General features: G+C 69.2%; 24 protein-coding genes and 1 pseudogene. 17 read left to right on the plus strand and 8 right to left on the minus strand.

The window, feature by feature from the left end; all coding sequences use genetic code 11:
- Nucleotides 1–83 precede the first annotated feature (83 nt).
- The 5 genes from CU044_RS27270 (at nucleotide 84) to CU044_RS27290 (ending at nucleotide 8,165) form a co-directional block, all read left to right on the plus strand.
- Complete coding sequence (locus CU044_RS27270) at nucleotides 84–1,406, plus strand: NAD(P)/FAD-dependent oxidoreductase (RefSeq protein ID WP_129771409.1); 1,323 nt, start codon at nucleotides 84–86, stop codon at nucleotides 1,404–1,406.
- An 82-nt stretch (nucleotides 1,407–1,488) separates the two neighbouring features.
- Nucleotides 1,489–3,339 carry a transketolase gene (locus tag CU044_RS27275; RefSeq protein ID WP_129771473.1) on the plus strand — a complete coding sequence of 617 codons (1,851 nt, stop codon included), beginning with the start codon at nucleotides 1,489–1,491 and terminating at the stop codon, nucleotides 3,337–3,339.
- A 441-nt stretch (nucleotides 3,340–3,780) separates the two neighbouring features.
- Nucleotides 3,781–4,074 carry a WhiB family transcriptional regulator gene (locus CU044_RS27280; protein ID WP_240045875.1) on the plus strand — a complete coding sequence of 98 codons (294 nt, stop codon included), beginning with the start codon at nucleotides 3,781–3,783 and terminating at the stop codon, nucleotides 4,072–4,074.
- 239 nt (nucleotides 4,075–4,313) lie between these two features.
- Complete coding sequence (locus tag CU044_RS27285; RefSeq protein ID WP_129771411.1) at nucleotides 4,314–5,723, plus strand: NADP-dependent succinic semialdehyde dehydrogenase; 1,410 nt, start codon at nucleotides 4,314–4,316, stop codon at nucleotides 5,721–5,723.
- A gap of 36 nt (nucleotides 5,724–5,759) precedes the next feature.
- Nucleotides 5,760–8,165: a phosphoketolase family protein gene (locus CU044_RS27290; RefSeq protein ID WP_129771412.1), complete on the plus strand. Its 2,406-nt coding sequence runs from the start codon at nucleotides 5,760–5,762 to the stop codon at nucleotides 8,163–8,165.
- 50 nt (nucleotides 8,166–8,215) lie between these two features.
- Here CU044_RS27290 and CU044_RS27295 read toward each other — a convergent pair whose 3' ends face one another.
- A complete protein-coding gene (locus CU044_RS27295) occupies nucleotides 8,216–8,560 on the minus strand; it encodes a tetratricopeptide repeat protein (RefSeq protein WP_129771413.1) in 345 nt (114 codons plus the stop codon).
- A gap of 115 nt (nucleotides 8,561–8,675) precedes the next feature.
- Between CU044_RS27295 and CU044_RS27300 the strand changes: the two genes are divergently transcribed.
- Together CU044_RS27300 and CU044_RS27310 are read left to right on the plus strand one after the other, a co-directional pair.
- Nucleotides 8,676–9,641: a pirin family protein gene (locus CU044_RS27300; RefSeq protein ID WP_129771414.1), complete on the plus strand. Its 966-nt coding sequence runs from the start codon at nucleotides 8,676–8,678 to the stop codon at nucleotides 9,639–9,641.
- 568 nt (nucleotides 9,642–10,209) lie between these two features.
- Nucleotides 10,210–11,238, plus strand: a complete 1,029-nt coding sequence (locus tag CU044_RS27310) for an AbrB family transcriptional regulator (RefSeq protein ID WP_275670228.1) — start codon at nucleotides 10,210–10,212, stop codon at nucleotides 11,236–11,238.
- Between the two features lie 355 nt (nucleotides 11,239–11,593).
- Here the strand turns inward: CU044_RS27310 and CU044_RS27315 are convergent, their stop codons facing one another.
- Nucleotides 11,594–11,932: a recombinase family protein gene (locus CU044_RS27315; RefSeq protein WP_205124111.1), complete on the minus strand. Its 339-nt coding sequence runs from the start codon at nucleotides 11,930–11,932 to the stop codon at nucleotides 11,594–11,596.
- A gap of 9 nt (nucleotides 11,933–11,941) precedes the next feature.
- Between CU044_RS27315 and CU044_RS39235 the strand changes: the two genes are divergently transcribed.
- Entirely contained in the window at nucleotides 11,942–12,283 is a 342-nt protein-coding gene (locus CU044_RS39235) for a hypothetical protein (protein WP_205124112.1), read from the plus strand.
- On the opposite strand, the gene CU044_RS27325 is transcribed toward CU044_RS39235, so the two are convergent.
- Nucleotides 12,256–13,962, minus strand: a complete 1,707-nt coding sequence (locus CU044_RS27325; protein WP_240045871.1) for an FAD-dependent oxidoreductase — start codon at nucleotides 13,960–13,962, stop codon at nucleotides 12,256–12,258. The two genes, CU044_RS39235 and CU044_RS27325, sit on opposite strands and share 28 nt — an antisense overlap.
- A gap of 382 nt (nucleotides 13,963–14,344) precedes the next feature.
- Between CU044_RS27325 and CU044_RS27330 the strand changes: the two genes are divergently transcribed.
- The 3 genes from CU044_RS27330 (at nucleotide 14,345) to CU044_RS27340 (ending at nucleotide 16,081) form a co-directional block, all read left to right on the plus strand.
- The gene (locus CU044_RS27330; protein WP_129771416.1) at nucleotides 14,345–14,665 is read left to right on the plus strand and encodes a hypothetical protein; all 321 of its coding nucleotides are present in this window, start codon (nucleotides 14,345–14,347) and stop codon (nucleotides 14,663–14,665) included.
- Nucleotides 14,666–14,809: 144 nt separating this feature from the next.
- Nucleotides 14,810–15,268, plus strand: a complete 459-nt coding sequence (locus CU044_RS27335; protein WP_129771417.1) for a MarR family transcriptional regulator — start codon at nucleotides 14,810–14,812, stop codon at nucleotides 15,266–15,268.
- An 18-nt stretch (nucleotides 15,269–15,286) separates the two neighbouring features.
- Nucleotides 15,287–16,081 carry an ABC transporter ATP-binding protein gene (locus CU044_RS27340; RefSeq protein ID WP_129771418.1) on the plus strand — a complete coding sequence of 265 codons (795 nt, stop codon included), beginning with the start codon at nucleotides 15,287–15,289 and terminating at the stop codon, nucleotides 16,079–16,081.
- Here CU044_RS27340 and CU044_RS27345 read toward each other — a convergent pair.
- Both CU044_RS27345 and CU044_RS27350 read right to left on the minus strand, forming a co-directional pair.
- Nucleotides 16,078–16,314 carry a ferredoxin gene (locus CU044_RS27345; protein WP_129771419.1) on the minus strand — a complete coding sequence of 79 codons (237 nt, stop codon included), beginning with the start codon at nucleotides 16,312–16,314 and terminating at the stop codon, nucleotides 16,078–16,080. The two genes, CU044_RS27340 and CU044_RS27345, sit on opposite strands and share 4 nt — an antisense overlap.
- Complete coding sequence (locus tag CU044_RS27350) at nucleotides 16,311–17,504, minus strand: cytochrome P450 (protein WP_129771420.1); 1,194 nt, start codon at nucleotides 17,502–17,504, stop codon at nucleotides 16,311–16,313. Before CU044_RS27350 ends, CU044_RS27345 begins: the two co-directional genes overlap by 4 nt.
- Before the next feature lie 183 nt (nucleotides 17,505–17,687).
- On the opposite strand from CU044_RS27350, the pseudogene CU044_RS39765 reads away from it, so the two are divergent.
- Together CU044_RS39765 and CU044_RS39770 are read left to right on the plus strand one after the other, a co-directional pair.
- Nucleotides 17,688–17,873 (plus strand): annotated as a pseudogene (locus CU044_RS39765) (helix-turn-helix domain-containing protein); the annotation flags it as partial.
- Entirely contained in the window at nucleotides 17,850–18,362 is a 513-nt protein-coding gene (locus tag CU044_RS39770) for a MarR family transcriptional regulator (protein WP_345790157.1), read from the plus strand. The pseudogene CU044_RS39765 and the gene CU044_RS39770, both read left to right, overlap by 24 nt.
- A 128-nt stretch (nucleotides 18,363–18,490) precedes the next feature.
- Here the strand turns inward: CU044_RS39770 and CU044_RS27360 are convergent, their stop codons facing one another.
- Entirely contained in the window at nucleotides 18,491–19,357 is an 867-nt protein-coding gene (locus CU044_RS27360; RefSeq protein WP_129771422.1) for a helix-turn-helix transcriptional regulator, read from the minus strand.
- A gap of 986 nt (nucleotides 19,358–20,343) precedes the next feature.
- On the opposite strand from CU044_RS27360, the gene CU044_RS27365 reads away from it, so the two are divergent.
- On the plus strand, nucleotides 20,344–20,799 hold the full coding sequence (locus CU044_RS27365) for a hypothetical protein (protein WP_129771423.1): 456 nt from the start codon (nucleotides 20,344–20,346) through the stop codon (nucleotides 20,797–20,799).
- 164 nt (nucleotides 20,800–20,963) lie between these two features.
- Here the strand turns inward: CU044_RS27365 and CU044_RS27370 are convergent, their stop codons facing one another.
- Nucleotides 20,964–21,947 carry a phosphotransferase gene (locus CU044_RS27370; RefSeq protein WP_129771424.1) on the minus strand — a complete coding sequence of 328 codons (984 nt, stop codon included), beginning with the start codon at nucleotides 21,945–21,947 and terminating at the stop codon, nucleotides 20,964–20,966.
- Nucleotides 21,948–22,460: 513 nt separating this feature from the next.
- On the opposite strand from CU044_RS27370, the gene CU044_RS38765 reads away from it, so the two are divergent.
- On the plus strand, nucleotides 22,461–22,613 hold the full coding sequence (locus CU044_RS38765; protein ID WP_165371981.1) for a hypothetical protein: 153 nt from the start codon (nucleotides 22,461–22,463) through the stop codon (nucleotides 22,611–22,613).
- A 54-nt stretch (nucleotides 22,614–22,667) separates the two neighbouring features.
- Here the strand turns inward: CU044_RS38765 and CU044_RS38770 are convergent, their stop codons facing one another.
- Nucleotides 22,668–22,832, minus strand: coding sequence for a hypothetical protein (locus tag CU044_RS38770; protein ID WP_165371982.1), 165 nt, complete (start codon nucleotides 22,830–22,832; stop codon nucleotides 22,668–22,670).
- 180 nt (nucleotides 22,833–23,012) lie between these two features.
- On the opposite strand from CU044_RS38770, the gene CU044_RS27375 reads away from it, so the two are divergent.
- Both CU044_RS27375 and CU044_RS27380 read left to right on the plus strand, forming a co-directional pair.
- Nucleotides 23,013–24,845: an alpha/beta fold hydrolase gene (locus tag CU044_RS27375; protein WP_129771425.1), complete on the plus strand. Its 1,833-nt coding sequence runs from the start codon at nucleotides 23,013–23,015 to the stop codon at nucleotides 24,843–24,845.
- Nucleotides 24,842–25,444 (plus strand): hypothetical protein, encoded by a 603-nt coding sequence (locus CU044_RS27380; RefSeq protein ID WP_129771426.1) that lies wholly within the window; start codon nucleotides 24,842–24,844, stop codon nucleotides 25,442–25,444. The genes CU044_RS27375 and CU044_RS27380 overlap by 4 nt, the downstream gene beginning before the upstream one ends.
- Nucleotides 25,445–25,454: the final 10 nt, after the last annotated feature.

Raw genomic sequence — 25,454 nt, forward strand, 5'->3', positions numbered from 1 at the left:
GATCCCCGTGTTTGTCACCGCTGTCGTCGGGCACGTGACCAAACGACCCGTACGACCCGAAATGCAACCCTCCGGAGTCGAACGTGAGCCGAGAACGCATAGTCATCGTCGGTGCCGGATTCGCCGGCTACCAGGCGGCCCGTACCCTCTCCCACCGGGTCAGGGGGGCGGCCGAGATCGTGCTGCTGAACCCCACCGACTACTTCCTCTACCTCCCGCTCCTGCCCCAGGTGGCCGCGGGAATTCTGGAGCCACGACGGGTGACGGTCTCCATTCCGGGCACCCTGCCACGGGTACGGCTGGTGCTCGGCGAGGCCGACCACATCGACCTGGAGGAGCGGCGTATCGGTTACACGGGACCGGAGGGCGACCGGGGCGAGCTGCGGTACGACCGGCTCGTCCTCGCCGTGGGCAGCGTCAACAAGCTGCTGCCGGTCCCGGGGGTGGCGGAGTACGCGCACGGCTTCCGGGGGCTGCCCGAGGCGCTCTATCTGCGTGACCACGTCACCCGCCAGATAGAACTGGCCGCCGTCAGCGGCGACCGGGCGGAGAGCGCCGCGCGCACCACCTTCGTCGTGGTCGGCGCCGGCTACACCGGCACCGAAGTGGCCGCCCAGGGCAAGCTGTTCACCGACGCGCTGGTCCGTAAACAGCCCGCGTGGCGCCGGACGGGCAAACCCCGCTGGCTGCTCCTCGACATCGCCCCGCGCGTCCTGCCGGAGCTGGACCACAGGCTGTCTGACACCGCCGAGAGGGTGCTGCGCGAACGCGGTGTGGACGTACGGGCCGGTACCTCCGTCAAGGAGGCGCGACCGACCGGGATCACACTGGACAACGGTGAGTTCATCGAGACCCACACGCTGGTCTGGTGTGTGGGGGTACGGCCCGACCCGCTGGTCACCGACCTCGGACTGCCCGTCGAGCACGGCCGGGTACTGGTGGACCCGGAGCTCAGTGTGCCCGGCCATCCCGAGGTGTTCGCCTGCGGCGACGCCGCCGCCGTACCGGATCTCACCAGGCCGGGCCGGTTCACCCCGATGACGGCTCAGCACGCGGGCAGGCAGGGCAAGGTGGCGGGCCGCAATGTGGCCGCCTCCCTGGGATACGGGGAGCGGCAGACCTACAAACACAACGACTTGGGGTTCGTCGTGGACCTCGGCGGAGTCAAAGCCGCGGCCAACCCGCTCGGAGTGCCGCTGTCGGGACCGCTCGCGGGCGCTGTCACACGCGGCTACCACCTGGCGGCCATGCCGGGGAACCGGGTGCGGGTCGCCGCCGACTGGATGCTCGACGCGGTGCTGCCGCGGCAGTCCGTCCAGCTCGGACTGGTCCGCTCGTGGACGGTGCCGCTCGAATCGTCTTCGCCCGAACTGGCGCGGGTTCCCGGCGCGCCCGGTAAGGAGTGACATGAACAGCCAACGCACGAACAGCCGACACCCGGAGGGCGGGCACGCGAAGGGCACGCGCTCGAAGGGCAGGCACCATCAGCTGAACAGCGAACAACTCACGGAGCTGGGGCAGCAGTTGCGGGTGGACTCGGTACGGGTCGCCGACGCGGCCGGATCGGGCCATCCCACCTCCTCGATGTCCGCCGCCGACCTCATGGCGGATCTGCTCGCCAACCATCTGCACTACGACTTCGACCGGCCGGACCATCCGGGCAACGACCGGCTGATCTTCTCCAAGGGACATGCCTCGCCGCTGCTGTACTCCATGTACCTGGCGGCAGGCGCGGTGGACGAGAAGGAGTTCCTCACCTATCGCACCCTCGGCAGCAGGCTGGAAGGCCATCCCACCCCGCGACTGCCCTGGGTCGATGTCGCCACCGGATCGCTGGGGCAGGGACTGCCCGTCGGCGTCGGCATGGCGCTCGCCGGCCAGCGGCTCGGCCACACTCCTTACCACGTCTGGGTGTTGTCCGGCGACAGCGAGATGGCCGAGGGCTCCGTATGGGAGGCGATCGAGCACGCCGGGGACCAGCATCTCGACTCGCTGACCCTCATCATCGACGTCAACCGGCTCGGCCAGCGCGGACCCACTCGCCATCAGCGGGATCTGGACGCGTACGGCCGCAGGCTGCGCGCCTTCGACTGGCACACCATCGAGATCGACGGCCATGACCTCGACGCGGTCGACGCCGCCTTCAACGAGGCCCGGTCGACCTTCCGCAAGCCGACCGCGATCATCGCGGGCACCCGGAAGGGCCGTGGCGTCGCCTCCGTCGAGGACCGCGAGGGCATGCACGGCAAGCCGCTGCCCGACGCGGAGAGCGCCATCGAGGAACTGGGCGGCCGGCGCTCCATCCGGGTGTCGGTGGCGAAGCCCGCCGAGCCCGAGAGCCACCCCCGCGGCGCCGGACGGCGGGCCGCCATCGCGCTGCCGCGGTACGACGTCGGCGACTCGGTCGCCACCCGCGACGCCTACGGCAGGGCGCTCGCGGCCCTCGGCACGGCCCGGGAGGACGTCGTCGTCGTGGACGGCGAGGTCAGCGACTCCACCCGCTCGGAGTTCTTCGCCAAGGAGCACCCCGAGCGGTTCTTCGAGTGCTATATCGCCGAACAACAGATGATCGCCGCCGCCGTCGGCATGCAGGCACTGGGACATGTCCCGTACGCGTCGACCTTCGCGGCCTTCCTGACCCGCGCGCACGACTTCCTGCGGATGGCGGCCGTCAGCAGGGCCTCGATCAATGTCGTGGGCTCGCACGCTGGTGTCTCGATCGGCCAGGACGGCCCGTCCCAGATGGGCCTGGAAGACCTGGCGATGTTCCGTGCCATACACGGCAGTACGGTGCTCCACCCCTGCGACGCGAATCAGGCGGCGCGGCTCGTGGCGGCGATGTATGAACTGCCCGGCGTCTGCTACCTGCGTACGCTCCGGGGCGCGACACCGGTCATCTACGGCCCCGACGAGCGGTTCCCCATCGGCGGCAGCAAGGTGCTGCGCCGCTCCGACGTGGACCGCGTGACGCTGATCGGCGCCGGAATCACGGTCCATGAGTGTCTCAAGGCGGCGGATCTGCTGGCCGGGGAGGGCTTCCCCGTACGGGTCGTCGACCTGTACTCGGTCAAGCCCGTCGACGAGCACACGCTCCAGGCGGCGGCCGACGAGACCGGCTGCCTGGTCACGGTCGAGGACCACCACCCGGAGGGCGGTATCGGAGACGCGGTGGCCGCGGTGTTCTCGGACGGGCGTCCCGCGCCGAAGCGGCTCGTACGGCTCGCGGTGGGGAACATGCCGGGCTCGGCGACCCCGGCGGAGCAGCTCAGGGCGGCCGGCATCGACGCGGACTCGATCGCGGCGGGGCTGCGGCTGCTGGCGGAACAGACCCTCCGCTGACTCCGCTGACTGCGGGGAGTCACGCACAACGCGACTCACGCACACCACGAATCGCGCACAACGCGAGTCACACAGGGCGGAGACACACGAAGGAACCGGACCCACGAAGGAATCGGACACACGGAAGAACCGGACGTACGGAAGAACCGGACGTACAGCGAAGAGAGGGAAGACGGCATGAACACCCATCCCGGCCCGCGGCCCGTCCCGGCCGCGACACACCGGCCGACCGAGCGCGAAGGACGGATACGTACCTGCGTTCCGGCGCGGGTCACCCCGCGCGAGCGCCGGGCCAGAGCCGGCCACGAGCGACAGGAGACGGCCGATCAGGAGTGGAACGTAGTGCGTGGAGAGGACTGAATGACTGTGCGGCTGACGACAGCCCGACTGAACAACGGCCCGGACGTGGAAGCGGGCCAGAACGCGGACACCTGGGAGTGGCTGCGGCACGCGGCCTGCACCGGTGTCGACCCGGAGCTGTTCTTCCCGGTGGGGGAGACGGGACCGGCCGCCGAGCAGGCCGAGCGCGCCAAGCAGGTGTGCCACAGCTGCCCGGTGGAGAGCCAGTGCCTCGAATGGGCGCTGGCCACCGGCCGTACCTCCGGTGTCTGGGGCGGAACGGACGAGGAGGAGCGCCGGCGGCTGCGGCGGCGTGTCGAGCGGCGCAGGGCCCCGGACGGCCCCCCGGCGCGCCCGCGCGGGTCCGCGGCGCCCGGCAGGCCCCGGCGTCCCTGAGGCGTGCCCCACGTGAGGGCGTGCCCACGTAAGCATGTCCATGTGAGCGTGCCCGCGTGATCCCGGCCCACGGCACGAGCGTCCCGTGATGCGGGGCCGGGCGGCCCACGGCACGAGCGTCGTCCCGTGTTGCGGGGCCGGGCGGCCCACGGCACGAGCGTCGTCCCGTGTTGCGGGGCCGGGCGGACCACGGGAGGGTCGGACTGCCGAATCGAGGCGAACCGAGGAGGAATCGCCCCATGCCCATCGCGACGGTGAATCCCGCCAGCGGAGAGACGCTCAAGACCTTCGACGCGCTGGGAGCCGAGGAGATCGAGAGCCGGATCGCTTCCGCCGCCCACGCGTTCCGGCGGTACCGGCTCACCGGATTCGACGAACGCGCGCGGCTGCTGAACCGCGCCGCCGACCTGCTGGAGCAGGACGCGCCGGAGATCGCCCGGACCATGACCACCGAGATGGGCAAGCCGGTCGCGGCGGCCCGCGCGGAGGCGCTGAAGTGCGCGAAGGCGATGCGCTGGTACGCGGAGCGCGCCGAGGAACTGCTCGCGGACGAGCACCCCTCGGCCGCCGACGTACGGGACGCGGGCGCGGCACGGGCGAGCGTCCACTACCGGCCGCTGGGCGTGGTCCTCGCGGTGATGCCGTGGAACTTCCCCCTCTGGCAGGTCGTACGGTTCGCCGCGCCCGCCCTGATGGCCGGCAATGTGGGGCTGCTCAAGCACGCCTCGAACGTCCCGCAGACCGCCCTGTACCTGGAAGACCTGTTCGCCAGGGCCGGTTTCCCGGCCGGCTGCTTCCAGACGCTGCTGGTGGGCTCCAGCGCGATCGAGAACATCCTGCGCGACCCCCGGGTGGCCGCCGTGACGCTCACCGGCAGCGAGCCGGCCGGCCGGTCCGTCGCGGCGATCGCGTCCGACGAGGTCAAGAAGTCCGTCCTGGAGCTGGGCGGCAGCGATCCGTACGTCGTCATGCCCTCGGCGGACATCGAACGGGCGGCGCGTACGGCGGTCACGGCCCGCGTGCAGAACAACGGCCAGTCCTGCATCGCCGCCAAACGCTTCATCGTGCACGAGGACGTCTACGACGGCTTCGCCGAGCGGTTCACGGCCGGGATGCGGGATCTGACGGTCGGCGACCCGATGGACGAGACCACCGACGTGGGGCCGCTCTCCAGCGAGCGGGGCCGCGCCGATCTGGAGAGGCTGGTCGACGACGCGCTGAGCCGGGGCGCGATCGCGCTGTGCGGCGGACAGCGCCCCAAGGAGCACGAGCGGGGCTGGTACTACGCGCCCACGGTGCTCGCCGGCGTCACCGCCTCCATGCGGATCCACCGTGAGGAGACCTTCGGTCCGGTCGCCACGCTCTACCGGGTCTCCGGGCTGGACGAGGCGGTGGCGCTCGCCAACGACACACCCTTCGGGCTGAGTTCCAACGTCTGGACGCGTGACGAGGAGGACGTGCGCCGCTTCGTACGGGATCTGGAGGCGGGCGGGGTCTTCTTCAACGGGATGACGGCCTCGCATCCCGCCCTCCCGTTCGGCGGTGTGAAGCGATCCGGTTACGGGCGTGAGCTGTCGGCACACGGCATCAGGGAGTTCTGCAACATCACCACGGTGTGGCACGGCGCGGAGCCTGACGACGGCTCCTGAAGCGGGCCGCGGGACCAGCAGGGAGACGAGGCGGGTATGCGCAAGGCGACCACGACCACCGCGGGGGCGTCGGCCGGGCTCACCGAGGCAGAGCTCGCCGCCCTCGACGCCCACTGGCGTGCCGCCAACTATCTGGCCGTCGGTCAGATCTATCTGATGGCCAACCCACTGCTCCAGGAGCCCCTGGCGCCGGAGCACATCAAACCCCGCCTGCTCGGCCACTGGGGGACCTCACCCGGTCTGAACCTGGTGCACACCCATCTGAACCGGGTGATCAAGGCCCGGGATCTCGACGCGCTGTGCGTCTGGGGGCCGGGACACGGCGGCCCCGCCGTACTCGCCAACTCCTGGCTGGACGGTACGTACTCCGAGACCTATCCGGATGTCGGCCGGGACCGGGAGGGCATGGAGCTGCTCTTCCGCCAGTTCTCCTTCCCCGGCGGGGTCCCCAGCCATGTCGCCCCCGAGACACCGGGCTCGATCCATGAGGGCGGCGAGCTCGGCTACTCCCTCGCGCACGCCTACGGAGCCGCGCTGGACAACCCCGGGCTGCTGGTCGCCTGTGTGATCGGTGACGGAGAGGCGGAGACGGGGCCGCTGGCCGCGTCCTGGCACTCGAACAAGTTCCTCGACCCGGTGCACGACGGCGCGGTGCTGCCGATCCTGCATCTCAACGGGTACAAGATCGCCAACCCGACCGTGCTCGCCAGGGTGCCGGACAGTGAACTCGACTCCCTGCTGCGCGGCTACGGCCATGAGCCCCTCCATGTCACCGGCGACGATCCGCTGACCGTTCACCGCGCCATGGCCGCGACGATGGACCGCGCCCTGGACCGCATCGCCCAGATCCAGCGGGACGCCCGCGAGGGCCGGACCACCGACCGGCCGGACTGGCCCGTGATCGTGCTGCGTACGCCCAAGGGCTGGACCGGCCCCCGTGAGGTCGACGGACTGCCCGTCGAGGGGACCTGGCGCGCGCATCAGGTCCCGCTGAGCGGCGTACGGGACAACCCCGACCATCTGCGCATGCTCCAGGCGTGGCTCCGCTCCTACCGTCCCGAGGAGCTGTTCGACGCGACGGGCACGCCCCGGGCCTCCGTACTCGACTGCGTACCGGCGGGAACGCGCAGGCTGGGCGCCAATCCGCACGCCAACGGCGGTCTGCTGCTGCGGGATCTGCCGGTCCCGCGGCTGGAGCGGCACGCGGTACACGTGGACAGGCCCGGCTCGGTCCTGCACGAACCCACCCGGGTGCTCGGCTCGTTGCTGGAATCCGTCATGGAAGCCACCTCGGGACGGCGCGACTTCCGTGTCTTCGGCGCCGACGAGACGGCGTCCAACCGGCTGGACGCGCTCTACGAGGCCACGGCCAAGGCCTGGCAGGCCGCGACGCTCGACACGGACGAACATCTCGCGCCCGACGGCCGGGTGATGGAAGTGCTCTCCGAGCATCTGTGCCAGGGATGGCTGGAGGGCTATCTCCTCACCGGCCGGCACGGCCTCTTCTCCAGCTACGAGGCGTTCGCCCATATCGTCGACTCCATGGTCAACCAGCACATCAAGTGGCTGAGAACCTCGCGGAGGCTGCACTGGCGCCGCCCCATCGCCTCCCTGAACTACCTGCTGACGTCACACGTCTGGCGCCAGGACCACAACGGCTTCTCCCACCAGGACCCCGGCTTCGTCGACCACATCCTGAACAAGAGCCCCGAGGTCGTCCGGGTCTATCTGCCACCGGACGCCAACACCCTGCTCTCCGTGGCCGACCATGTGCTGCGCAGCCGTGACTACGTCAATGTGATCGTCGCCGGCAAGCAGCCGAGCTACGACTGGCTGACGCTCGACGAGGCCCGCGCCCACTGCGCCCGGGGCGCGGGGGTCTGGCAGTGGGCCGGTACGGAGAGCGCCTCCAAGACCAGCTACCGCGAGCCGGACGCCGTCCTGGCCTGCGCCGGGGACGTACCGACCCTGGAGACACTGGCCGCCGCCGACCTGCTGCGGCGGTATCTTCCCGAACTGGTCGTGCGTGTGATCAACGTCGTCGACATGGCGCGGCTGCTGACCCATGACGAACACCCGCACGGGATGACCGACTCCGAGTACGACGCCCTGTTCACCGTCGACAAGCCGGTGATCTTCGCGTACCACGGCTATCCCTGGCTGATCCACCGGCTCACCTACCGCCGCCGGGGGCACGAGAACCTCCATGTCCGCGGCTACAAGGAGGAGGGGACGACCACGACCCCGTTCGACATGGTCGTCCGCAACGACCTCGACCGGTACCGGCTGGTCATGGATGTGATCGACCGGGTGCCGGGTCTGGGGGTACGGGCGGTCGCCGTACGCCAGGCGATGGCGGACGTACGCACCCGCCACCACGCCTGGATCCGCGAACACGGCACGGACCTGCCCGAGGTCGCGGACTGGACCTGGACGGGCTAGGAACGCCCGTCCAGGTCCTGCGGCTCACGGCCTCACAGCGCGTACGGAGCTCACGACGTGAACTCGCCGGTCAGCGCGGCGGCCATGCGCAGCTGCGGCGCGGCCTCCTCGGCCCTGCCCTGCCGCTCCAGCGTGCGGCCCAGCATCAGCCGGGCGTAGTGCTCCACCGGGTCGCGCTCCAGGACGGCGCGCAGCTCGGCCTCGGCCTTCGCCAGCCGCGCCGAGTGGTAGTAGGCGCGGGCCAGCAGCAGCCGCGGGGCGACCTGCTCCGGGACCTCGTCCACCAGCCCGGTGAGGATACGGGCGGCCGTGCCGTACTCCTTGGCGTCGAAGAACAGCTGCGCGCGGTCCCAGCGCTCGGCGGCCGTTCCGTACTCGTAGTACGTGGTCTCCACGTGCCCTCCTTCATCGTCTTCGTACACCGTGAACACCGTAATATGGTTGAACATTCCACTATCGATTTCGTGTGGGTACTGCCCGACCGGGCACCACGGGAATAGGTTGTCCGCCATGAGCAATCTTGATCGTCAGGCATCCGTCGCCGTCTGCGGCGGTCGCGGCTTCGTCGTCGCCGAACCGGTTCGTGAGTTGCTGAGCCCGCGCCGGGTCCAGCTGGGGGAGTCCACCGAGGTCCGCAGGCTGCTGCCCAATCTGGGCCGCCGTATGGTGGGCGCCTGGGCCTTCGTCGATCATTACGGGCCCGACGACATCGCCGACGAGCCTGGCATGCAGGTGCCGCCCCACCCGCACATGGGCCTCCAGACCGTCAGCTGGCTGCACGACGGCGAGGTGCTGCACCGCGACAGCCTGGGCAGCCTTGAGACGGTACGCCCACGGGAACTGGGCCTGATGACCTCCGGCCGGGCGATCTCCCACTCCGAGGAGAGCCCGCGCTCGCACGCGCGCTTCCTGCACGGCGCCCAGCTCTGGGTGGCGCTCCCGGACGCCCACCGGGAGGTCAGTCCCCACTTCCAGCACCACACCGACCTGCCGGTCGTCACCGCCCCCGGCCTGAGCGCCACCGTCATCCTCGGCGCCCTGGACGGCGCCGTCTCGCCCGGCACCACCTACAGCCCCCTCGTCGGCGCCGACCTGTCCCTCGCCCACGGCGCGGAGACCCGGCTGCCGCTCGACCCCGACTTCGAATACGCCGTACTGGCCATGTCCGGCGAGGCGGAGGTCGACGGCGTACCCGTACTGCCCGGCTCCATGCTCTACCTCGGCTGCGGCCGCACGGAACTCCCCCTGCGCGCCGAGTCCGACGCAGGTCTGATGCTCCTCGGCGGCGAGCCCTTCGAGGAGGAGATCGTCATGTGGTGGAACTTCATCGGGCGTTCGCACGAGGAGATCGAGGAGGCACGGCGAGCCTGGATGGAGAGCACCCGCTTCGGCGAGGTAACGGGCTACGACGGCGCCCGGCTGCCCGCTCCGGAACTCCCGCCGGTAGCCCTGAAACCACGTGGCCGGGTGCGCTGATCTGGCCTGATCGATCCTGTCGCGGCCCGCCGCGTGGCCTTCGCCGTGCCCCCTCACCAGCCTGGTGAGGGGGCATGGTTGTGCCGCTGTTGGGCGCCGTGCGAGGAGCAGTCCCTTTTCGCCGTCCTCGGCAACGTCCACACCGAAACCCTCGGCGCGCAGCCCGCGCTCGACCGCGGCGGCGATGTGCGGTTCGTCCTCGACCACCAGTACCCGCACCCGGATCTCCTCGTGCGTCGATCGGCGGGCACCAGCAGGAAGGCCGATCACCCCTTCCCGAGTGTAGGGAAAACCGAGGCCAAGGGCCCTTTCTGCTGGTCGGCCCGCGCACTCTCAGTGTGCTCTCAGGGGCGCCTCAGTATTCGCTCAGCCGCTCTCAGCGGCCGCACAGGCCGGACCCCGCACCGTGGAAACCCGCGACGCCCGCGGGGCCACCCGCGAGCCCTGTCACCCCACGGCGAAAGGCGGCACTGTGACTCCCACGTCCGTGCACGAGCGGGAAAACGGAGATACGCGGGAACTCCCTCGGGCCCCCGCGCCGAAACCGGCCGGCGTACGACCGCGTTCCGTGCCAGGGCTGCGCTGGGCACTGATCATCGCGGGCGGGTACGCGGCGGGCGCCGTGGGCTCTGTCCTGGGTGTTCCCTCGCCGTATCTCCTGGCCTCCTTGCTGGTGGGCGCCGTCCTCGCGCTGTCGGGCCGGGTCCGCGACCGCCTTCCCGGACCCGCGAACCGGACGTCCCAGGCACTGGTCGGCGCGCTCATGGGCAGCCATCTGACGTCCTCCGCCCTGATGGCGGCGGCACCGTCCGCGCTGCCTCTCACCGCGGTCACGGCGGCCACGATCGGACAGAGTGTGGCCATCGCGTCGTTCCTCGCACGCAAGGGACGGATCAGCCGGCCGAGCGCGGTCCTCGGCATGATGCCGGGCGGTTCATCCGGGATCGTGACCTGCGCCGATGAACTCAAGGCCGATGTACGGCTCGTCGCCTTCAACCAGTATCTGCGCGTGGGGCTCGTCGCGACGACCGCGCCGCTGCTCGCCCACTGGATGGCCGGCGGCTCGTCATCGGGGCCGGCCGGCGACGGACCGGGGTCCTGGCCGGGCCCCGGCCTGTTCCATCTGGTCGCGGGGCCGGACCAGCCGACCGGTCTGCTGACGCTCGCCGCCGTTTCGGTGGCCGGCGTCCTGGCCGGGCGTCGGCTGCGCCTTCCCACGCCCGCGTTGATCGGGCCCATGCTCATCGCACTCGTCGCCACCATGAGCGGCGTCATCCCGGCATTCGCGCCCGCCGGAATTCTTCAGGATGTCGTCTTCGTCCTCGTGGGCATGGACGTCGGGGTGCGCTTCACCCGCGACACGCTCCGACGCGTACGGGGACTGCTGCCGTCGATCCTCGCCGCGATGACGGCCGTGTGCCTCGGCTGCGCCGGGATGGCGTGGATCTTCGCCAGGGCGACGGGCACCCCGCTGATGGACGCCTATCTGGCCACCACCCCCCCGGAGGGATCAACGCGGTCCTCGCCGCGGCGGTCTCCTCCCACGGGGATGTCTCCCTGGTCTCGACCGTGCAGAGCCTGCGGCTCCTGGTCGTGATGCTGGTGACGCCCATGATCATCCGACGGCTGACACCGGACCGGCCGAAGCCCGCCGGCACGACGGCGCCGGCGGGGGACCGGAGCCGTGTCCGGCGCTGAACGTCGGGCGACCGTGTGTGCATCCCATGCCATCGGAGGAGGAGGCGCTGACGAGGCCGTACCGCTGTAGGTACGCATTTCTGATGCCCCTTTCTCGTTGACGGTGGCCTTTCTCTGACCCAAGGGACAAGCCAGTGAGACGAACTCCCGTCTGATTGTTCGATTCGGCACGAATTCCGAGACCCTGCACGCGGCTGACTGTGCTGCGAGGCGACCGCCGATCCTCGGCGTCTGGCAGCCCGGCTACGCGATGCTCACCCACGCTGGTAGGCGGGGCCGTGCCGACGTCGGTGGGAAGGGCCAGGCGGGCTGACCAGCTCGGCCGCGCTCCTCGCAAGACGCTTGAGCTCGTGCACCGTGAGGGTGACGGGCCTCTCCGGGGCGGCCTCCTCGCATTGCTGGGCCGGCGCGAGGGCCTTCTCCAGCTCGGGCCGGATCTTGACGCGGGTGCTGATCTGCTCCTTGAAGACCTTGTGGCCCTTCGCGCGGTGAAGGGCTTCGAGCTGGCCGACCACAACCGCGGCCATGCCACCGGGCAGCCGCTGCGCATCGATCTCCACACCGGGCGGGCCCAGCTCGCCGACGTCGGTCACGCCTGACCAATGCGCATGCGCGAAGGAGTGGCGGAGACGATCATCTGCGAGGTGGACCGTCCCTTCGGGCTGTCCGTGCGCGTACCCCAGCCCAACCACGTCCAGAACCCCGATCCGCGCCCCGGGGAACATCTGCGCATGCTGACCGACGGCATGCTCGAACACCACGGAGAGAAGGTCGACCTGTCTGCCCTGCTGGAGAGGACCCGGGAACCGCATCCACGGGAGACCGCGCTGACCCTGACATCCGCAGTCCTGCCGGACGGGCATGGCATCGCCATCGCCTCCTTCGTCCTTCTCGTGATCTCATCGCCCGCCATTCGTCATGCGAGCCACGCGGACTCCTTGTGACGTATGCGTGGGGAGACGTCCGAGCCGCCCCCGGCAGCGGACGTGCCCGTGGTGCCGGGGGCGGCCGCGTGCTCCAGGTGCCGGTGCACCAAGTGGATGGCCATCGCGCCCTCACCGGCCGCCGAGGCCACCCGCTTTACCGAGCCGCTACGGACGTCCCCTGCCGCGAAGACCCCGGGCAGGCTGGTCTCCAGAGTCATGCACGAGCGCCCGTGCTCGTGCCACACCTCGGGGTAGGCGCAGGTTTCCTGGGCCTCCGGGCCGGTGAGGACGAAACCGCGGGAGTCGAGGGCGATGATGCCGGCGAGCCACTCGGTGTGGGGGTCGGCGCCGGTGAAGACGAACAGGCCCCGTACGGCGAGCGGGCGGTGCTCGCCCGTGCGGTTGTCGACCACGCCGACCTCCTCCAGCACCTCCTGGCCGATGACCTCGGTGACCTCGGTGACCTCGGTGTGCAGCATGACCTCCACCTGCGGATGGCGCTCGACCTGGTCGACCAGGTAGCGGGACATGCTGGCCTCAAGGCTGGGCCCTCGGACCAGCAGGTGCACCTTTGGCGCGTACCCGGCGAGGAACAGCACCGCCTGGCCCGCCGAGTTGCCTCCGCCGACGACGGCCACCGGGTCCGTGCGGCACTGCTGGGCCTCGTAGACGGTCGCCGAGTAGTGCACGCTCGTTCCCTCCAGGCGTTCGATACCGGGCACCTGGAGTCGGCGGTAGCGGGCACCCGTGGCCAGGACGACGGCGCGGGCGGCGATCTCGCTGCCGTCGGCGAACGCCACCACGTAGTGGTCCTCGTCCTTGGGATGGAGACCGGTCGCCTCCATCGGAATGCTGATCCTGGCGCCGAACTTGTCGGCCTGGAGCACGGCGCGTTCGGTGAGTTCGGCGCCGGAGATGCCGGCTGGGAAGCCGAGCGGATTCTCGATGCGGGACGACGTGGCGGTCTGGCCGCCGGTGGCCATCGCCTCCACCACCGTGGTGCTCAGGCCCTCGGAGGCGGCGTACACCGCGGCAGCGAGGCCGGCGGGTCCGGAGCCGACGATGAGGACGTCGCCGTGACGGTTTCCGGCGGGCAGTGACGGCAGGCCGATGAGCCGGGCCAGTTCCGCGTTGCTGGGGTTGCGCAACAGGGTGGTGTCCCGCCAGATGACGAGCGGTGTCTCCTCCGGGCCGACGCCGAAGCGACGCAGCAGTTCCTCGGCCTCCTCGTCGGTCTCCAGGTCGATCCAGCGGTGCGGCAGCCGGTTGCGGATGGCGAACTCGCGCAGCCGCCGGGTGTCGGGCGAGTAGCGCGAGCCGATGATGCGGAAGCCGGCGCCCTGTCCGACGAGCAGCGCGCGACGGCCCAGACAGGCGCGCAGCACGACGTCCCCGACGGTGGAGTCCTGGGACACCAGGCGGCGCAATTGGTCCAAGGAGACGGCGAGGACCTCGCCCGGCTCCCTGGCGACAGCGGTGTAGAAGGCCACCTGTCCGTGCAGCAGCCCGAGTTCGCCGATGAAGCGACCGGGGCCGTGCACGCGCAGCACGCGCTCCTCGGGAGTGCCGTAGTCCTCGACGACGGCGACGGTACCGCTCAGGACGACGAAGAACGTCTCGCAGCGCTCCCCCTCCTGGATCAGCAGTAAAACGCGCCGCCGACCAGGCCCTGGGGACGAACGCGTGCCCGCCAACATCGTCCTGCTGCTGCAGACCCTCAACGTGCCCGCCCTGGTGTTCAAAATGCGCTGCGTCCGGTGTGCGCCTCGGGTCGCACCGGGAGGACGCCTTCGTTGGTGATCTCGATTCGTCCCTCTTCTCGTACAGCTCCGGCCAAGCGGCCTGTACGAACCTCACTGCCAGGTCCTCCGTGTGTTCCGCCGATGGGTGCGCGTGCGCGGGGCCGGAAGCTGTGCCAGAACCCGTGATCTGTGAAGTTCTGCGACAGTGGACCGGGTAGATCCAGTGCGGCTCCCGGCAGTCACTTGAGGCTCATCAGTTTCCTCGCTTGTGCAACCGACGTCGATGCCCCGCCGTCCAACTCCGTGACAGACTGCTGCCGATCACCCGGGAGGGCACGTGGCGAAGAAGGACGGGACAATGGACGCGGCGAGGGAAGAGGACCGCGAAAAGTGGATGGCGCGTTTCCAGGTGCGACTGGCCATGCAGCCGGGCGTGGACCGGGCAGTAGTACTTCAGGCGGTCAAGGATGTCACCGCGCACTGCGCGGAGACGGGGGAGCACCCGCGGGCTGCTTTCGGTGACCCGGACGCCTATGCCGTGCAGGCCGCCGAGCGGCTGGTGCCGGCGGACCGGGCGGCGCGCGCGAGGCGGCAGGACGGAGCGGTGGACGCGCTCGGGTCCGTGCTGAAAAGGGTCAGGGACGCCACGGGTTTGTGACCGGTCGAAGCGACTTCCGTCATGGCCCGGCGCGCGGGTTCTGACGCGGCTCCCATTCGTCGGGGCTGTTGGGGCGAGCTCCGGCGAAATAAATCCTTGACGGCTCAAGCATAGTGATATGCTTGAGCAGTCAAGGAGGTGGCAATGAGTGATGTGCTGGATGTGTCGCTGCGTCTCGTGCGGGCCCAGGTGTCCCTGGTGAAGCGGTTCGACGCGAGCCTGTCGGGGCTGCACGGCGTGAGCCTGGCCGACTTCACGATGCTGCTGCGTCTGGGGGAGGCGCCCGGCGGCCGGATGCGCCGGGTGGACCTGGCCGAGAAGTTGGGGCTGACCGCCTCCGGGGTGACCCGGGGACTGGCTCCGCTGGAGCGGATCGGGCTGGTCATGCGCGAGACGGATGCTCGCGACGGACGTGTGGCCTATGCCGCACTGACCGACACCGGACGCGAACGCCTGACGGACATGCTCGCCACCGCCGAGCAGATCGCCGCCGAGATCTTCGCCGCCCCTCTGTGGAGCAAGGAGGACGTCGGCCACATGTCCGTCCTGCTGACCCGCCTCGGAGGCGCCGGGCTCCCCGGTCACGGAACCCCGCCCCCGTAACTCCGTAGGAGCTCCCCCATGAAAACCGCCCCCGCCACCCACCCACGGCCCGTCACCCCGGCCGACACCGCAACAGCCATCCGCACGGAGGGCCTGCGCAAGGTCTATCGGCGCGGGCAGGACGGCCTCGTCGCCCTCGAATGCCTTGATCTCACGGTCAGCCAGGGCGAGTTCTTCGGCCTGCTCGGCACCAACGGTGCGGGCAAGTCCACCACCATCGGCATGCTCACCACCCTGGTCACGCCCACCGCCGGAAACGCGTGGGTGGCGGGCCACGAGGTCAGCGCCGACCCGGTCGGCGTGAAATCCCGCATCGGCGTCGTCTCCCAGGCCAACACCCTGGACCGCGCGCTCACCGTGCTGGACAACCTCGCCTTCCGTGGACGCTACTTCGGAATGTCCGCACCGGCTGCCCGTCGTCGGGCGCTGGAACTCCTGGAGCAGTTGGCTCTCGCCGACAAGGCCAGTGCGAAGACTCATCAGCTCTCCGGCGGCCAGGCCCGCCGGGTCATGATCGGCCGGGCCCTGATGCACCTGCCCGAGGTGCTCTTCCTGGACGAGCCGACCGCCGGCGTCGACCCCCAGGCACGCGAGGACCTCTGGCAGATCATCGGGAGTCTCCACGAGGGCGGCCAGACCGTCGTGCTGACCACGCACTACCTCGACGAGGCCGAGGCCCTGTGTCAGCGCCTCGCCGTCATCGACCACGGGCGTCTCCGTCCTCGGGGGCAGCGCATCCGAACCGGTGATCCCGTCAGGGCCGCCGCCCGGCTGAGCGGCGGCGCCGATGGGTCACAACGTCGTGTGAGCTAGCGGATCACCGGGCGGACCGGATCGGAGCCCGGCTCGTGAAGGGTGATCGCCGCGGAGGGGCAGACGCCGGCGGCCATCTGTGCGGTCGCGCGGTGGGCGGCATGCGGCTCGGCGTGCAGCAGGAGCACGAGGCCGTCGTCCGGATCCTGGTCGAAGACGTCGGGGGCGGTCATGGCGCACATGCCGGCGCCGATGCAGCGCTCACGGTCGACGCTCAGGTACGGCGTGCTCACTTCGTGTCCCACGTGACCGGGAGGCGCTTCACTCCGAAGATGTCCGCGGTCTCCGGGCGCAGACCGACCTCCGCGGCCGGCACGGCCAGGCGCAGGGTGGGGAAGCGGTCGACCAACGCACGGAACGCGACCCGCATCTCGACGCGGGCCAGCTGCTGCCCCAGGCACTGGTGGATGCCGTGGCTGAAGGCCAGGTGCCCGGCGGCCTGCCTGCTGAGGTCGAGCGTGTGGGGGTCGGTGAAGCGGTTGGGGTCGCGGTTGGCGGTATTGTACGAGAGGACGACCGTCGTGCCGGCCCTGACGATCTGGCCGCCCAGCTCGACGTCTTCCAGCGCCGTCCTGTGGAACGTCTTGGCGACGCTCAGATACCGCAGCAGTTCCTCCACGGCCCCGTCGGTGAGTGCGGGATCGCCACGCAGTGCCGCGAGTTGCTCCGGGTTCCGCAGCAGCGCGAAGGTACCGAGGGACAGCATGTTCGCGGTGGTGTCGAATCCGGCCGCCAGAAGGATGAGGCTGATTCCTTTCAGCTCCTCGTCCGTCAGATCGCTGTCGGTGAGTTCGCTGAGAACGTCGTCGGTGGGCTTGGCCCGCTTCGCGGCCACCAGCTGTGCGAGGTACTCCTGGGTCGCGGTGTAGGCCGCGATCAGCTCCTCGTCGCTGACCTCCCCGCCCATGAACGCGTCGATCTGCTCCTGGAAGGAAGCCCGGTCCTCGTACGGCACGCCCAGGATCTCGCAGATCACGATGGTGGGGATGGGCTTGGCGAACGCTGTGACCAGGTCCGTCGGCGGCCCGGCCTCTCCCATGGCGTCCAGGCAGTCCGCGGTGATCTGCTCGATCCGCTCGGTGAGCATCCGCATCCGCCGCACGGTGAACTTGCCCACCAGGGGCTTCCGGTAGCGGCTGTGCTCCGGCTCGTCCATGAGGAGGAACTCGCCGGGCGGCGCCGGAGGAAGCTCGAAGTCGACGACGTTCATGAGTTCCTTGCGCGAGCTGAACCGGGGGTCGGCCAGGACGGATCGCACCATCTCGTATCCGGTGATCACCCAGCCCTGCTTTCCGCCGGGGTGGGTGTAGCCGCTGATGGGCCCGTGCCGCAGGGCATCGAGCAGCTCGGCCGGCGGGTCGAAGGGGCAGCCGCTCCCACGCTCCGCCGGCAGAGTCGTGACGGCGTGTACGGACTCGCTCATGACGACCATTCCCCGTTTCGCGATATGACGTGTTTACTGATGCTCGAACGCTACGTCGCCTCCGCGATGCCGTCAATCATGTGAATCCATAACACCAGCTGGGAGACGGTAAATTGACGCAATGATTGCAGTCGAATGCAACGGTGCGTTGCAATGACTGGAGATGAAGGCAATACTGGCGGCATGCCAGGAGGACGGTTGACCCAGCAGGAACGCCAGCGCATCGCGGCCGGCCTCGCCGACGGCCTCTCCTATGCCGAGATCGCCCGCCGGCTTGAACGTCCGACCTCGACGATCAGCCGGGAGGTGACACGCAACGGCGGCCCCGGCGGCTACCGGCCCCAGTTGGCGCACAAGGCGACGGCTCAGCGGGCGCGGCGTGGCACAACGGCACACGCCCACGCGGACCGACCTTCGGGCGGCACGGCGGAGGACAGGATCATCGAGCTGGCGGTCAGGTCGGGGATGCCGAGGATGATGGCACGTGTGCACGTCGACCTGTTGCTGTCCGAGGACGGAAGGCGCACGGCGGCCGAGCTCGTCCGCAGGCTGAAGGTCAGCCCGGCCTCCGTCTCCGTGGCCGTGAACTCCCTGGTCCAGTACGGATATGTCCGGCGTGAGCGCGATCCGCAGCGGCGGCGCGACATCTACGTCGTCGACGACGAAGCCTGGTACCACTCGATGGCGATCAGCGCGCAGCAGACACTCGAGTCGGCGCAGGCCGCGATGGCGGCAGCCGAGACGCTCGGACCCGACTCGCCGGTGGGGCAGCGGCTTCTCAGGGCGGGTACGTTCCTGGAGCGGGTTATCGAGGATCTGAAGGAATCGGCCGACCGCTGGCGCACCCTCCTGATGTGAGGGGGTCTCTGATCACCCTCTCCATCGCGCCTCTCCGCCTCTCCGCCTGTCCGCGCGCCCGGCGGCGGCACTCGGGCCGCTCGGGCCGCTCGGGAAGACGCTGAACGCGGCGCAGGCCTATGTCGCGCTCACCGTTCCGGGGTGGCCGGGTGCCTCATGGCGTGTGCGATGGCGGCCAGGGCTGCCTCGGCCGGTGACGCTGGATCGACGGTGTAGGCGATGAGTGTCTGGTCAGGGGCCTCGGGCAGGCGCAGCGCCCGGAAGGCGAGGGTGAACTCTCCGGCGGCGGGGTGGTGCAGTCGGTAGGTGCCGATGTCCTTGTCGCGGACAGGGTGAACTTCCTGCCAGAGTCTGCGGAAGTCGGGATGCTTGGAAAGGTCCGCGATCAGTGTGGCGAGTAGTGGGTCGTCAGGGTGGCGTGCCGCGTCCAGGCGGAGGAACGCGACGATGTCGTATGCCTTGGCAGCCCAGTCCCGGTAGGTCGTGAGGCTGTGCGGATGCTGGAACACCAGCCGGGGCATGTTGCGCCGGTGGGGCGGTGAGTGCCGGAAGAAGATCTCTTCCGCGATCGCGTTGCAGGCGAGCACTTCGCCCCGGCGGCCGACGACGTACGCGGGAGTATCGGTGAGGGAGTCGAGTAACTGTTGCAGGCCGGGCCGCAGTTCCATGGAGCCGGTCGGGTCGGCGAAGTACGTGTCGGGCGTGTGACGGCGGCCGGGCCGGGCCAGCAGGTGAAGATAGCGGCGTTCGACGTCTGTCAGGCACAACGTGCGGGCCACCGAGTCCAGTACGGCGTCGGAGACTCCGTTTTTGCGCCCCTGCTCGAACCGCAGGTAGTAGTCCACGCTGACACCCGCGAGGTGGGCGACCTCTTCGCGTCTCAGTCCGGGGACGCGGCGCCGGCCCGTGCCGTATGAGCGCAGTCCTACCTGTTCGGGGCTGATTCTGGCCCGTCGAGAGCGTAGAAACGCGGTCAGTTCCGTACGTCGGTCCATGGGCGTCAGTCTGCATGAGGCCAGGTGTGCCGCACAGAGTTCCGTCAGCCACTCTGTGGCGCTAACGCTTCTCGGCTGGTGTGTCAAGGGTCTTGTCCGACCCCTGCACGGGGTGGCAGACGGCGGGGGACAGTGGTGACCGTTCCGCCACCGCCCCCTTCTCCTGTCGCCCCGTCCCGTCCCCCACTTCCGTGTGCCAACAGGGCGCCAGGCCAACCAGGTTGTCCAGAGTGACGGAACGCGCCCGCCGGTCAACTCCGGGCCGCGGCCGGTCCCGGCCGCCGGACCTCTGACCGGCCGGCTTCCCCGGACGGCACCACCAGAGGGAGATTCGCCATGTTGGAGCCGCGCATCCGTTCCGTCACCGTGATGGCCGTCGCCCTGATCGCCGTCTCTGTCCCGGCCGCCGCCGGGTCGGCCGCAGCGGCGCCCGCCCGCGTCCGCTGCCGGCACGGAAGCAGCCCCCGTATCGCGGAAAGGCGTCGCCCGAGGGGGAATCGCTTGACCTCGTGTCAGTCCATGCAAGATCACCGCAATGAGGAGAAACACGTGAAACGAATAATTCCTCTCGCTGCCGTGGCCGGCGTCACCATAATGCTGGTCGGCGCGATACCCGCGAGCGCGAGGAACGATGTTATCGGACCCGCCAGCGTACGCAAGAGCACCTGGGTTCACTACACAACACAACGGACTGTGAGTGATTCCGGAACGAACATATACGTTCGGAAATCGAATGGACCCGAGCTGGACGTCAGGTGGCGCAGGTGTGCGGGAGGACAAACAGGAACGGCGGTAAGACTACCGAACACCGACCCGACCAGCGCCATACGTATCGGACGTGACTTCCTGGCCGGAACCGTGTTCTGTCTCTCCGCTTACAGCCGAGGGAACAACGAAACGGACACGTGGGAGGGCATCATCTACTGGGATGTCCGCGAGGCCCCGTGAAACACCGGCGGATCGTGGCCGCGGCGGGCCTCAGTCTCATGACCGTCGCGGCGTGCAGCCAGAGCCCAGCCTCCCCACCGGTCTCGCCGATCACGCTGAACCAGGCGGGTTACGCCACGGAACTGAGGCAGTCCTTTGGCCAGTACCACTGGCCACCTGACTACCGACCGGATACTGACCGCCTGATCGAGGCGACCCAGCCGCTCGCGGACGAGCGTCTGTCCGCCGGGGTCACCAAGACCGTGCTCGACATCGTGAACAGCTGTGCCTGGTACCTGTCGTGGGATGCCGCAACAGCGCGCGGAGACCGCGTGGCGAGCGAAAGCGCTCTGAGGGTCATGGCCGGGAAACTGACGAAGTACCCACCGGCCGAGGACCTGAGAGGCAAGGAATTCGTCACGCGCGCCGCTGAACGCGCCAGGGTGGGAGATCCTGAATTGGCTCGCCAGTATGTACAAGCCAACTGTGAAACGGTCAGGTGGATGGGGAAATGAGGGGAAGGCGCCTCCCGAGTCGGGCCCGCAGGGGGGACGGGCCCGACTCGGCAGGCGCTCCGAGAACTATGGGGCTTTCGCATCCCGATGGTGCGGAGCTCCACGCAGACCACGCTTCTGTGGTTGCTCCCGTCGTTCCTCCACAGCTCTCTTGTGGTTCTTCCCTACGAGGATCGAGTCGTGGGTGGGTTGAGGACGTACTCGCCCGGTGCGCTACGGGCCAGCGCGGCCACGATGTCGGCGTTGGACCGTACTTCGTCCCAGCGGCGTTGGAAGGCGCAGTAGGCGATGGCGTCGAGGCCGATATGGATGAGGTAGGCGTGGAGGCGCTCGCGCAGGTGGGTCGGGAGCGGGCCGGTGGCGCGCCAGTGGGCCGGCAACGCAGCGCGGATATCGACGTCGCGCCACTGCGGGTACCACGGCCACCAGTAGATGAGCCAGGCCGCGTCATAGAGGTTGTCGCCGTACAGGGCGTTGCCCCAGTCCAGCACGGCGGTGACGGTGCCGTCGGCAGCGAGGACGTTGTGACTGAGCAGGTCGCCGTGGATCATGTGGCGCTCGTCGGGCAGATACGGCGTCAGTGCGGCGAGCGCGGCCAGCCCGGCTTCCACCGGCCCGAGCCCGAACTCGGAGTTGGCCAGCGCTGCTCTCCAGCCGGGCACTCGGGCCGTCTCGGTGCCGATGGCCAGCAACGCGTCCGGCCAGGAGTCGTACGGAGCGTGCCCGTCCGGGCTCCAGATGCCGTATCCGGCGGTGCCGGCCAGGTCGATTCCGCCGATGGCGTCGAGCGTGGTCAGCAGGCTCGGCAGCGTCAGCGCCACGTCGGTGGCGGGCAGGTCGTCGAGCCCGATCCCGTAAGCGCGTCTCGAGATCGCGTAGTGCCAGGTGTCGACCACGCCTCGGGCCAGCACCGGCGGTACGAGCAGGCCGGGCCCGGTGTAACCGGCGGCGAGTTCGTCTTTGGCGAAGTCCGTACCATGCGCGCCGATGCGCAGGACCGCCTCCGCACCATCGATGGTCAACTCGAACGCCTGAGACCAGGCGCCGGCCGCCAGTTGCCGTGGTTCGGTCGCGCGCGGCCCGAAGGACGTGTGCACCAGCCGTCGGGCGAGGTCCAGCAGTACGGTGGAGGCAGGTTCGTTGGGCATCCGGGCATGCTAGGGCCCCTCGTGCGGATCAGGCCGCCGCTCGCGTGCCCGCGGTGACATCAGCCGCTGCCGCGGCGGGCCGTGCCTCGCCGCGTTGGAAGACCCTGGTGTTGTGACGCTTTCGCCTGGGCCGCCGAAGCCGGTGTCGACGGTGTGAACCCACACGCATCCGCCAGGACCGGACGTGGAGCACGGCCGGAACCTCTCCACAACACGGCTTTGCCGCCCTGGGGCAACTTTCAGTCACCAAGGCATCGGCGACGCTGCGGCACGGTTCGTGTGATGACCTGGACACGTCATCGAGTGCGGAGGACCCCGAAGCACCCCTCGATCGTCAACACACCACAACAGGACGAATGGGTGCACCCGCGCACGGTGTGACCGTGATGAGTCTGGCCAGAAACGACTTGCCCGGCTGGGTGTTACGTATAACCTGGCTTCGCTGGCCATGTCGTCGGCTGACGAATGGCTCAGCCGGAAAGTCCATTCTTCCGACTACCCCAAGGGGAAATCGTGAACGACATCACCGCCTTCATCAACGAAGACGCGCGCCTCGACGAGGTCCCGATCGAGCGGGCCGAGGGCACCGTACTGGTAGAGCAAGGTGTCACCGTGCTGGCGACTCCGTCGGCGAACTGGTGCGTTACGTTCGCCATCGGGGAATGAACCGCGGGGCCAACACACTCGACTCCGTGCAGGTGGACCAAGTGGCCGAGCTCATCACTCAAGTGACGAGTCCATCACCCTGACGGAGACCGAGATCTCCACCGACGCGAGCCGGGGCACACGCCGGCCGTGCTCGCGTCGCCGGCCGCGTTTCTCAGCGGCGTGGCGGTGTTCTGTGCCGTGGTCGGCGGCCTCGACGACGGCCAGGGACTGATCCAAGGGGCATGGCGCCGTGTCCCCGCCTGACGCACGGAACTCTGCCGGGCCGGAGACCGCCTTCCGGCCCGGCGGAGCGGGCAGCCCGGTCATGGAACGAAGACCAGTTCATCGGTGAAAAGTCAGGAGGCCCTCGTGAAAGTGTTCACCAGAATCGTGTCCACACTGACCGGACCGATCCCTGTGACCCGATCACAGGCCATCGGAGTCTCGGAGCGCCTGTCCGCCGTCACCTCGCTGACCTCCTCTCTGGAATATCTGACCCAGCGGAAGCAGACCAGGCCGGGCGGACTCCACCACTGGCCCACGATGGCCCGTGACAGGCATGGACCCCCCTTGACCCGCAAGTTCCTCGACGTCATAAGCGGGGAGAAGGCCACGGCGGCGGTGCACATGGCCCGGGTCGCGGTCAGTGCGGGACTGCTGTTGCCAGGTCGGGCGCGCTGGCGGGGGGCGGGCAACATCTTCCTCGGTGTCACCACCGCCGCGCTCCACGCGCGGCACCGGTACGGCAGCGACGGCTCCGACCAGGTGTCGGTGCTGGTGCAGACGGCCACCGGTATGGCACGCCTGTCCACGCGTCCGCAGACCCAGGACGCCTTGCTCTGGTACGTGGCACTGCAGGCCAACACCTCGTACGTCATATCCGGTTGGATGAAACTGCTGAGCAGGTCATGGAGGGACGCCTCCGCGCTCAGCGGCATCATGCGAACGGCGACGTACGGCCACGAGCCCGCCTTCAGGCTGGCGGAGAAATACCCGAAGGCCGCGGTGTACCTCACACACGGTGTGCTCGCGCTTGAGTGCCTCTTCCCGGTGGCCTACCTGGCCGGCGGAAAACTCGCCCGGCCCCTGATCGCCGGCGCGGGCGCGTTCCATGTCGCGAACGGCCTGGTCATGGGACTGGGCCGGTTTGTCACCGCGTTCATCTCCATGCACCCGATGGTCGCCTATACCTCAACCCCGAGGACGCATCCGTCGGTGGCCGGCCGTGACGACCGCGCCCTGTACGCCGGTGCGGCGCTGCTGGCCGGAGCCGTGTCCATTGCCGGTGTGGTCGCGGTCCAGCGACGCATGCGCACGCTGGAAGGCTGTTCACACTCCGCGTACCTGACGACACGTCATCAGAACGAACTCCAATACGAGCGAAGCGAGGGTGACGACCCCGCCCTCCCGGTCCTCGTCTTTGTCAACGGCATGGTCTCCACATCAGAGCACTTCACCTGGATCACGGAGAAGATCGCCTTGGAGAGCGGGTACGGCGTGGTCACCTACGCCCGTGCCGGATACGCCGGCAGCAGGTACCGGAGCACCTCTGCCTATGATCTGGCGGAATCGGTCGATGACCTGGTGGACCTGACCCGCGGTGTTGTCCCAGAAGATCGCAAGGTCGTGCTGGTCGGTCACTCGCTCGGCGGTGAACTGGCCCGCCGGGCCGCCGCGGACCTGGGAGACCGGCTGCAGGGCGTCGTCTATCTCGACTCCTCCCACCCCGACGAGTTGAACCGGTCGAACCAACAGAGCACATCTGCCGAGGGCCTTGTCCTCGTGATGAACACGATGGTGCGGTCCCTCAATGCCGGACTCGGCATTCTCCTGGCACGGCCGGCCTGGGTGCAGGCACTGCCCGCCAACTGCCGTACCCGTGTGTTCGCCCAGTACACCGACGTACGTCTGTGGGAGGCCGGCCGCCGTGAATGGGAAGCCGTCGAGCGGGAATTCCGGGCCTTCGACGGGAAGCTGCCCACCATCGAAGCCCATGCTCTGGTGGTCTCCGCACAACAGACCGTCGACCGGGACCCGGAGCAGTTGTTGATGCACAACGAACTGGCCGAGACACACCGGGGAGAGGGACGTCACGTGAAGAGCTTCGTGCTGGAGGGCGCGGACCATGACTCGCTGCTGACCGGCGGCCGGTTCGCCACCGAGGTGGGCCGCCGGATCATCGCATTCCTCGACGAGACCCAGGCAGCCGACGCACCGCGGGTGCGCGTCGTGGAAGAGGCAGCGCAGTGAATCAGATTGTGAAGAGCGCCTTCACCGGCACCGGTGCGATCGCGCGGATAACGGGCGCGGCCATGCTGATCGGTACGCTCGCCGTGCAGCACCCGAACCCGATGTTCAACCGACTCCAGCGCAAGGACACCTTCGCGCTGCTGCCGAACTGGCGATTCTTCGCCCCGGAACCGGCGGTGCACGACTACCACTTCTTCTACCGCACACTGAACACCGCGGGCGAGACCTCTCCCTGGCGGGCGGTCGATCTGATAGCCGGGCGGCGGCTCCACCAGATTTTCTGGTTCCCCAGCCGACGAACAGAGAAAGCGGTGTTCGACATCAGCAGCGAGATGCTGCAGATGCTCGACAAGGGTTTCTCCGAGGTGATCCGTACGCCTGCCTACCGGGTGATCACCGCGTATCTGCGGGAGCGGGTACACACGGAAACCACGGGTGGTGTCAGAGGGTTTCAGTTCGCTCTCGCACGTGCCACCGGCCACGACACCTCCACCACCCCTGAGATGCTCTTCGTCTCGCCGTACACGCCGATGGACCCGGCCCCGGCCCCCGCCACCGCCCGCCCCCGCATCCGGGGCGGATCACTCCGGGTCCGATGACCTGAACACC

Origin of the sequence: Streptomyces sp. L-9-10 (genome assembly GCF_004151105.1) — a bacterium.
GTDB lineage: Bacteria > Actinomycetota > Actinomycetes > Streptomycetales > Streptomycetaceae > Streptomyces.

Excerpts from the sequence above, each read along its gene's own strand:
- CU044_RS27285 (WP_129771411.1), top strand. The coding sequence starts at position 4,314 with ATGCCCATCGCGACGGTGAATCCCGCCAGCGGAGAGACGCTCAAGACC.
- CU044_RS27290 (WP_129771412.1), top strand. The coding sequence starts at position 5,760 with ATGCGCAAGGCGACCACGACCACCGCGGGGGCGTCGGCCGGGCTCACC.
- CU044_RS27300 (WP_129771414.1), top strand. The coding sequence starts at position 8,676 with ATGAGCAATCTTGATCGTCAGGCATCCGTCGCCGTCTGCGGCGGTCGC.
- CU044_RS39235 (WP_205124112.1), top strand. The coding sequence starts at position 11,942 with ATGCGCATGCGCGAAGGAGTGGCGGAGACGATCATCTGCGAGGTGGAC.
- CU044_RS27325 (WP_240045871.1), bottom strand. The coding sequence starts at position 13,962 with ATGTTGGCGGGCACGCGTTCGTCCCCAGGGCCTGGTCGGCGGCGCGTT.
- CU044_RS27335 (WP_129771417.1), top strand. The coding sequence starts at position 14,810 with ATGAGTGATGTGCTGGATGTGTCGCTGCGTCTCGTGCGGGCCCAGGTG.
- CU044_RS27340 (WP_129771418.1), top strand. The coding sequence starts at position 15,287 with ATGAAAACCGCCCCCGCCACCCACCCACGGCCCGTCACCCCGGCCGAC.
- CU044_RS27350 (WP_129771420.1), bottom strand. The coding sequence starts at position 17,504 with ATGAGCGAGTCCGTACACGCCGTCACGACTCTGCCGGCGGAGCGTGGG.
- CU044_RS27360 (WP_129771422.1), bottom strand. The coding sequence starts at position 19,357 with ATGGACCGACGTACGGAACTGACCGCGTTTCTACGCTCTCGACGGGCC.
- CU044_RS27365 (WP_129771423.1), top strand. The coding sequence starts at position 20,344 with ATGACCGTCGCGGCGTGCAGCCAGAGCCCAGCCTCCCCACCGGTCTCG.
- CU044_RS27370 (WP_129771424.1), bottom strand. The coding sequence starts at position 21,947 with ATGCCCAACGAACCTGCCTCCACCGTACTGCTGGACCTCGCCCGACGG.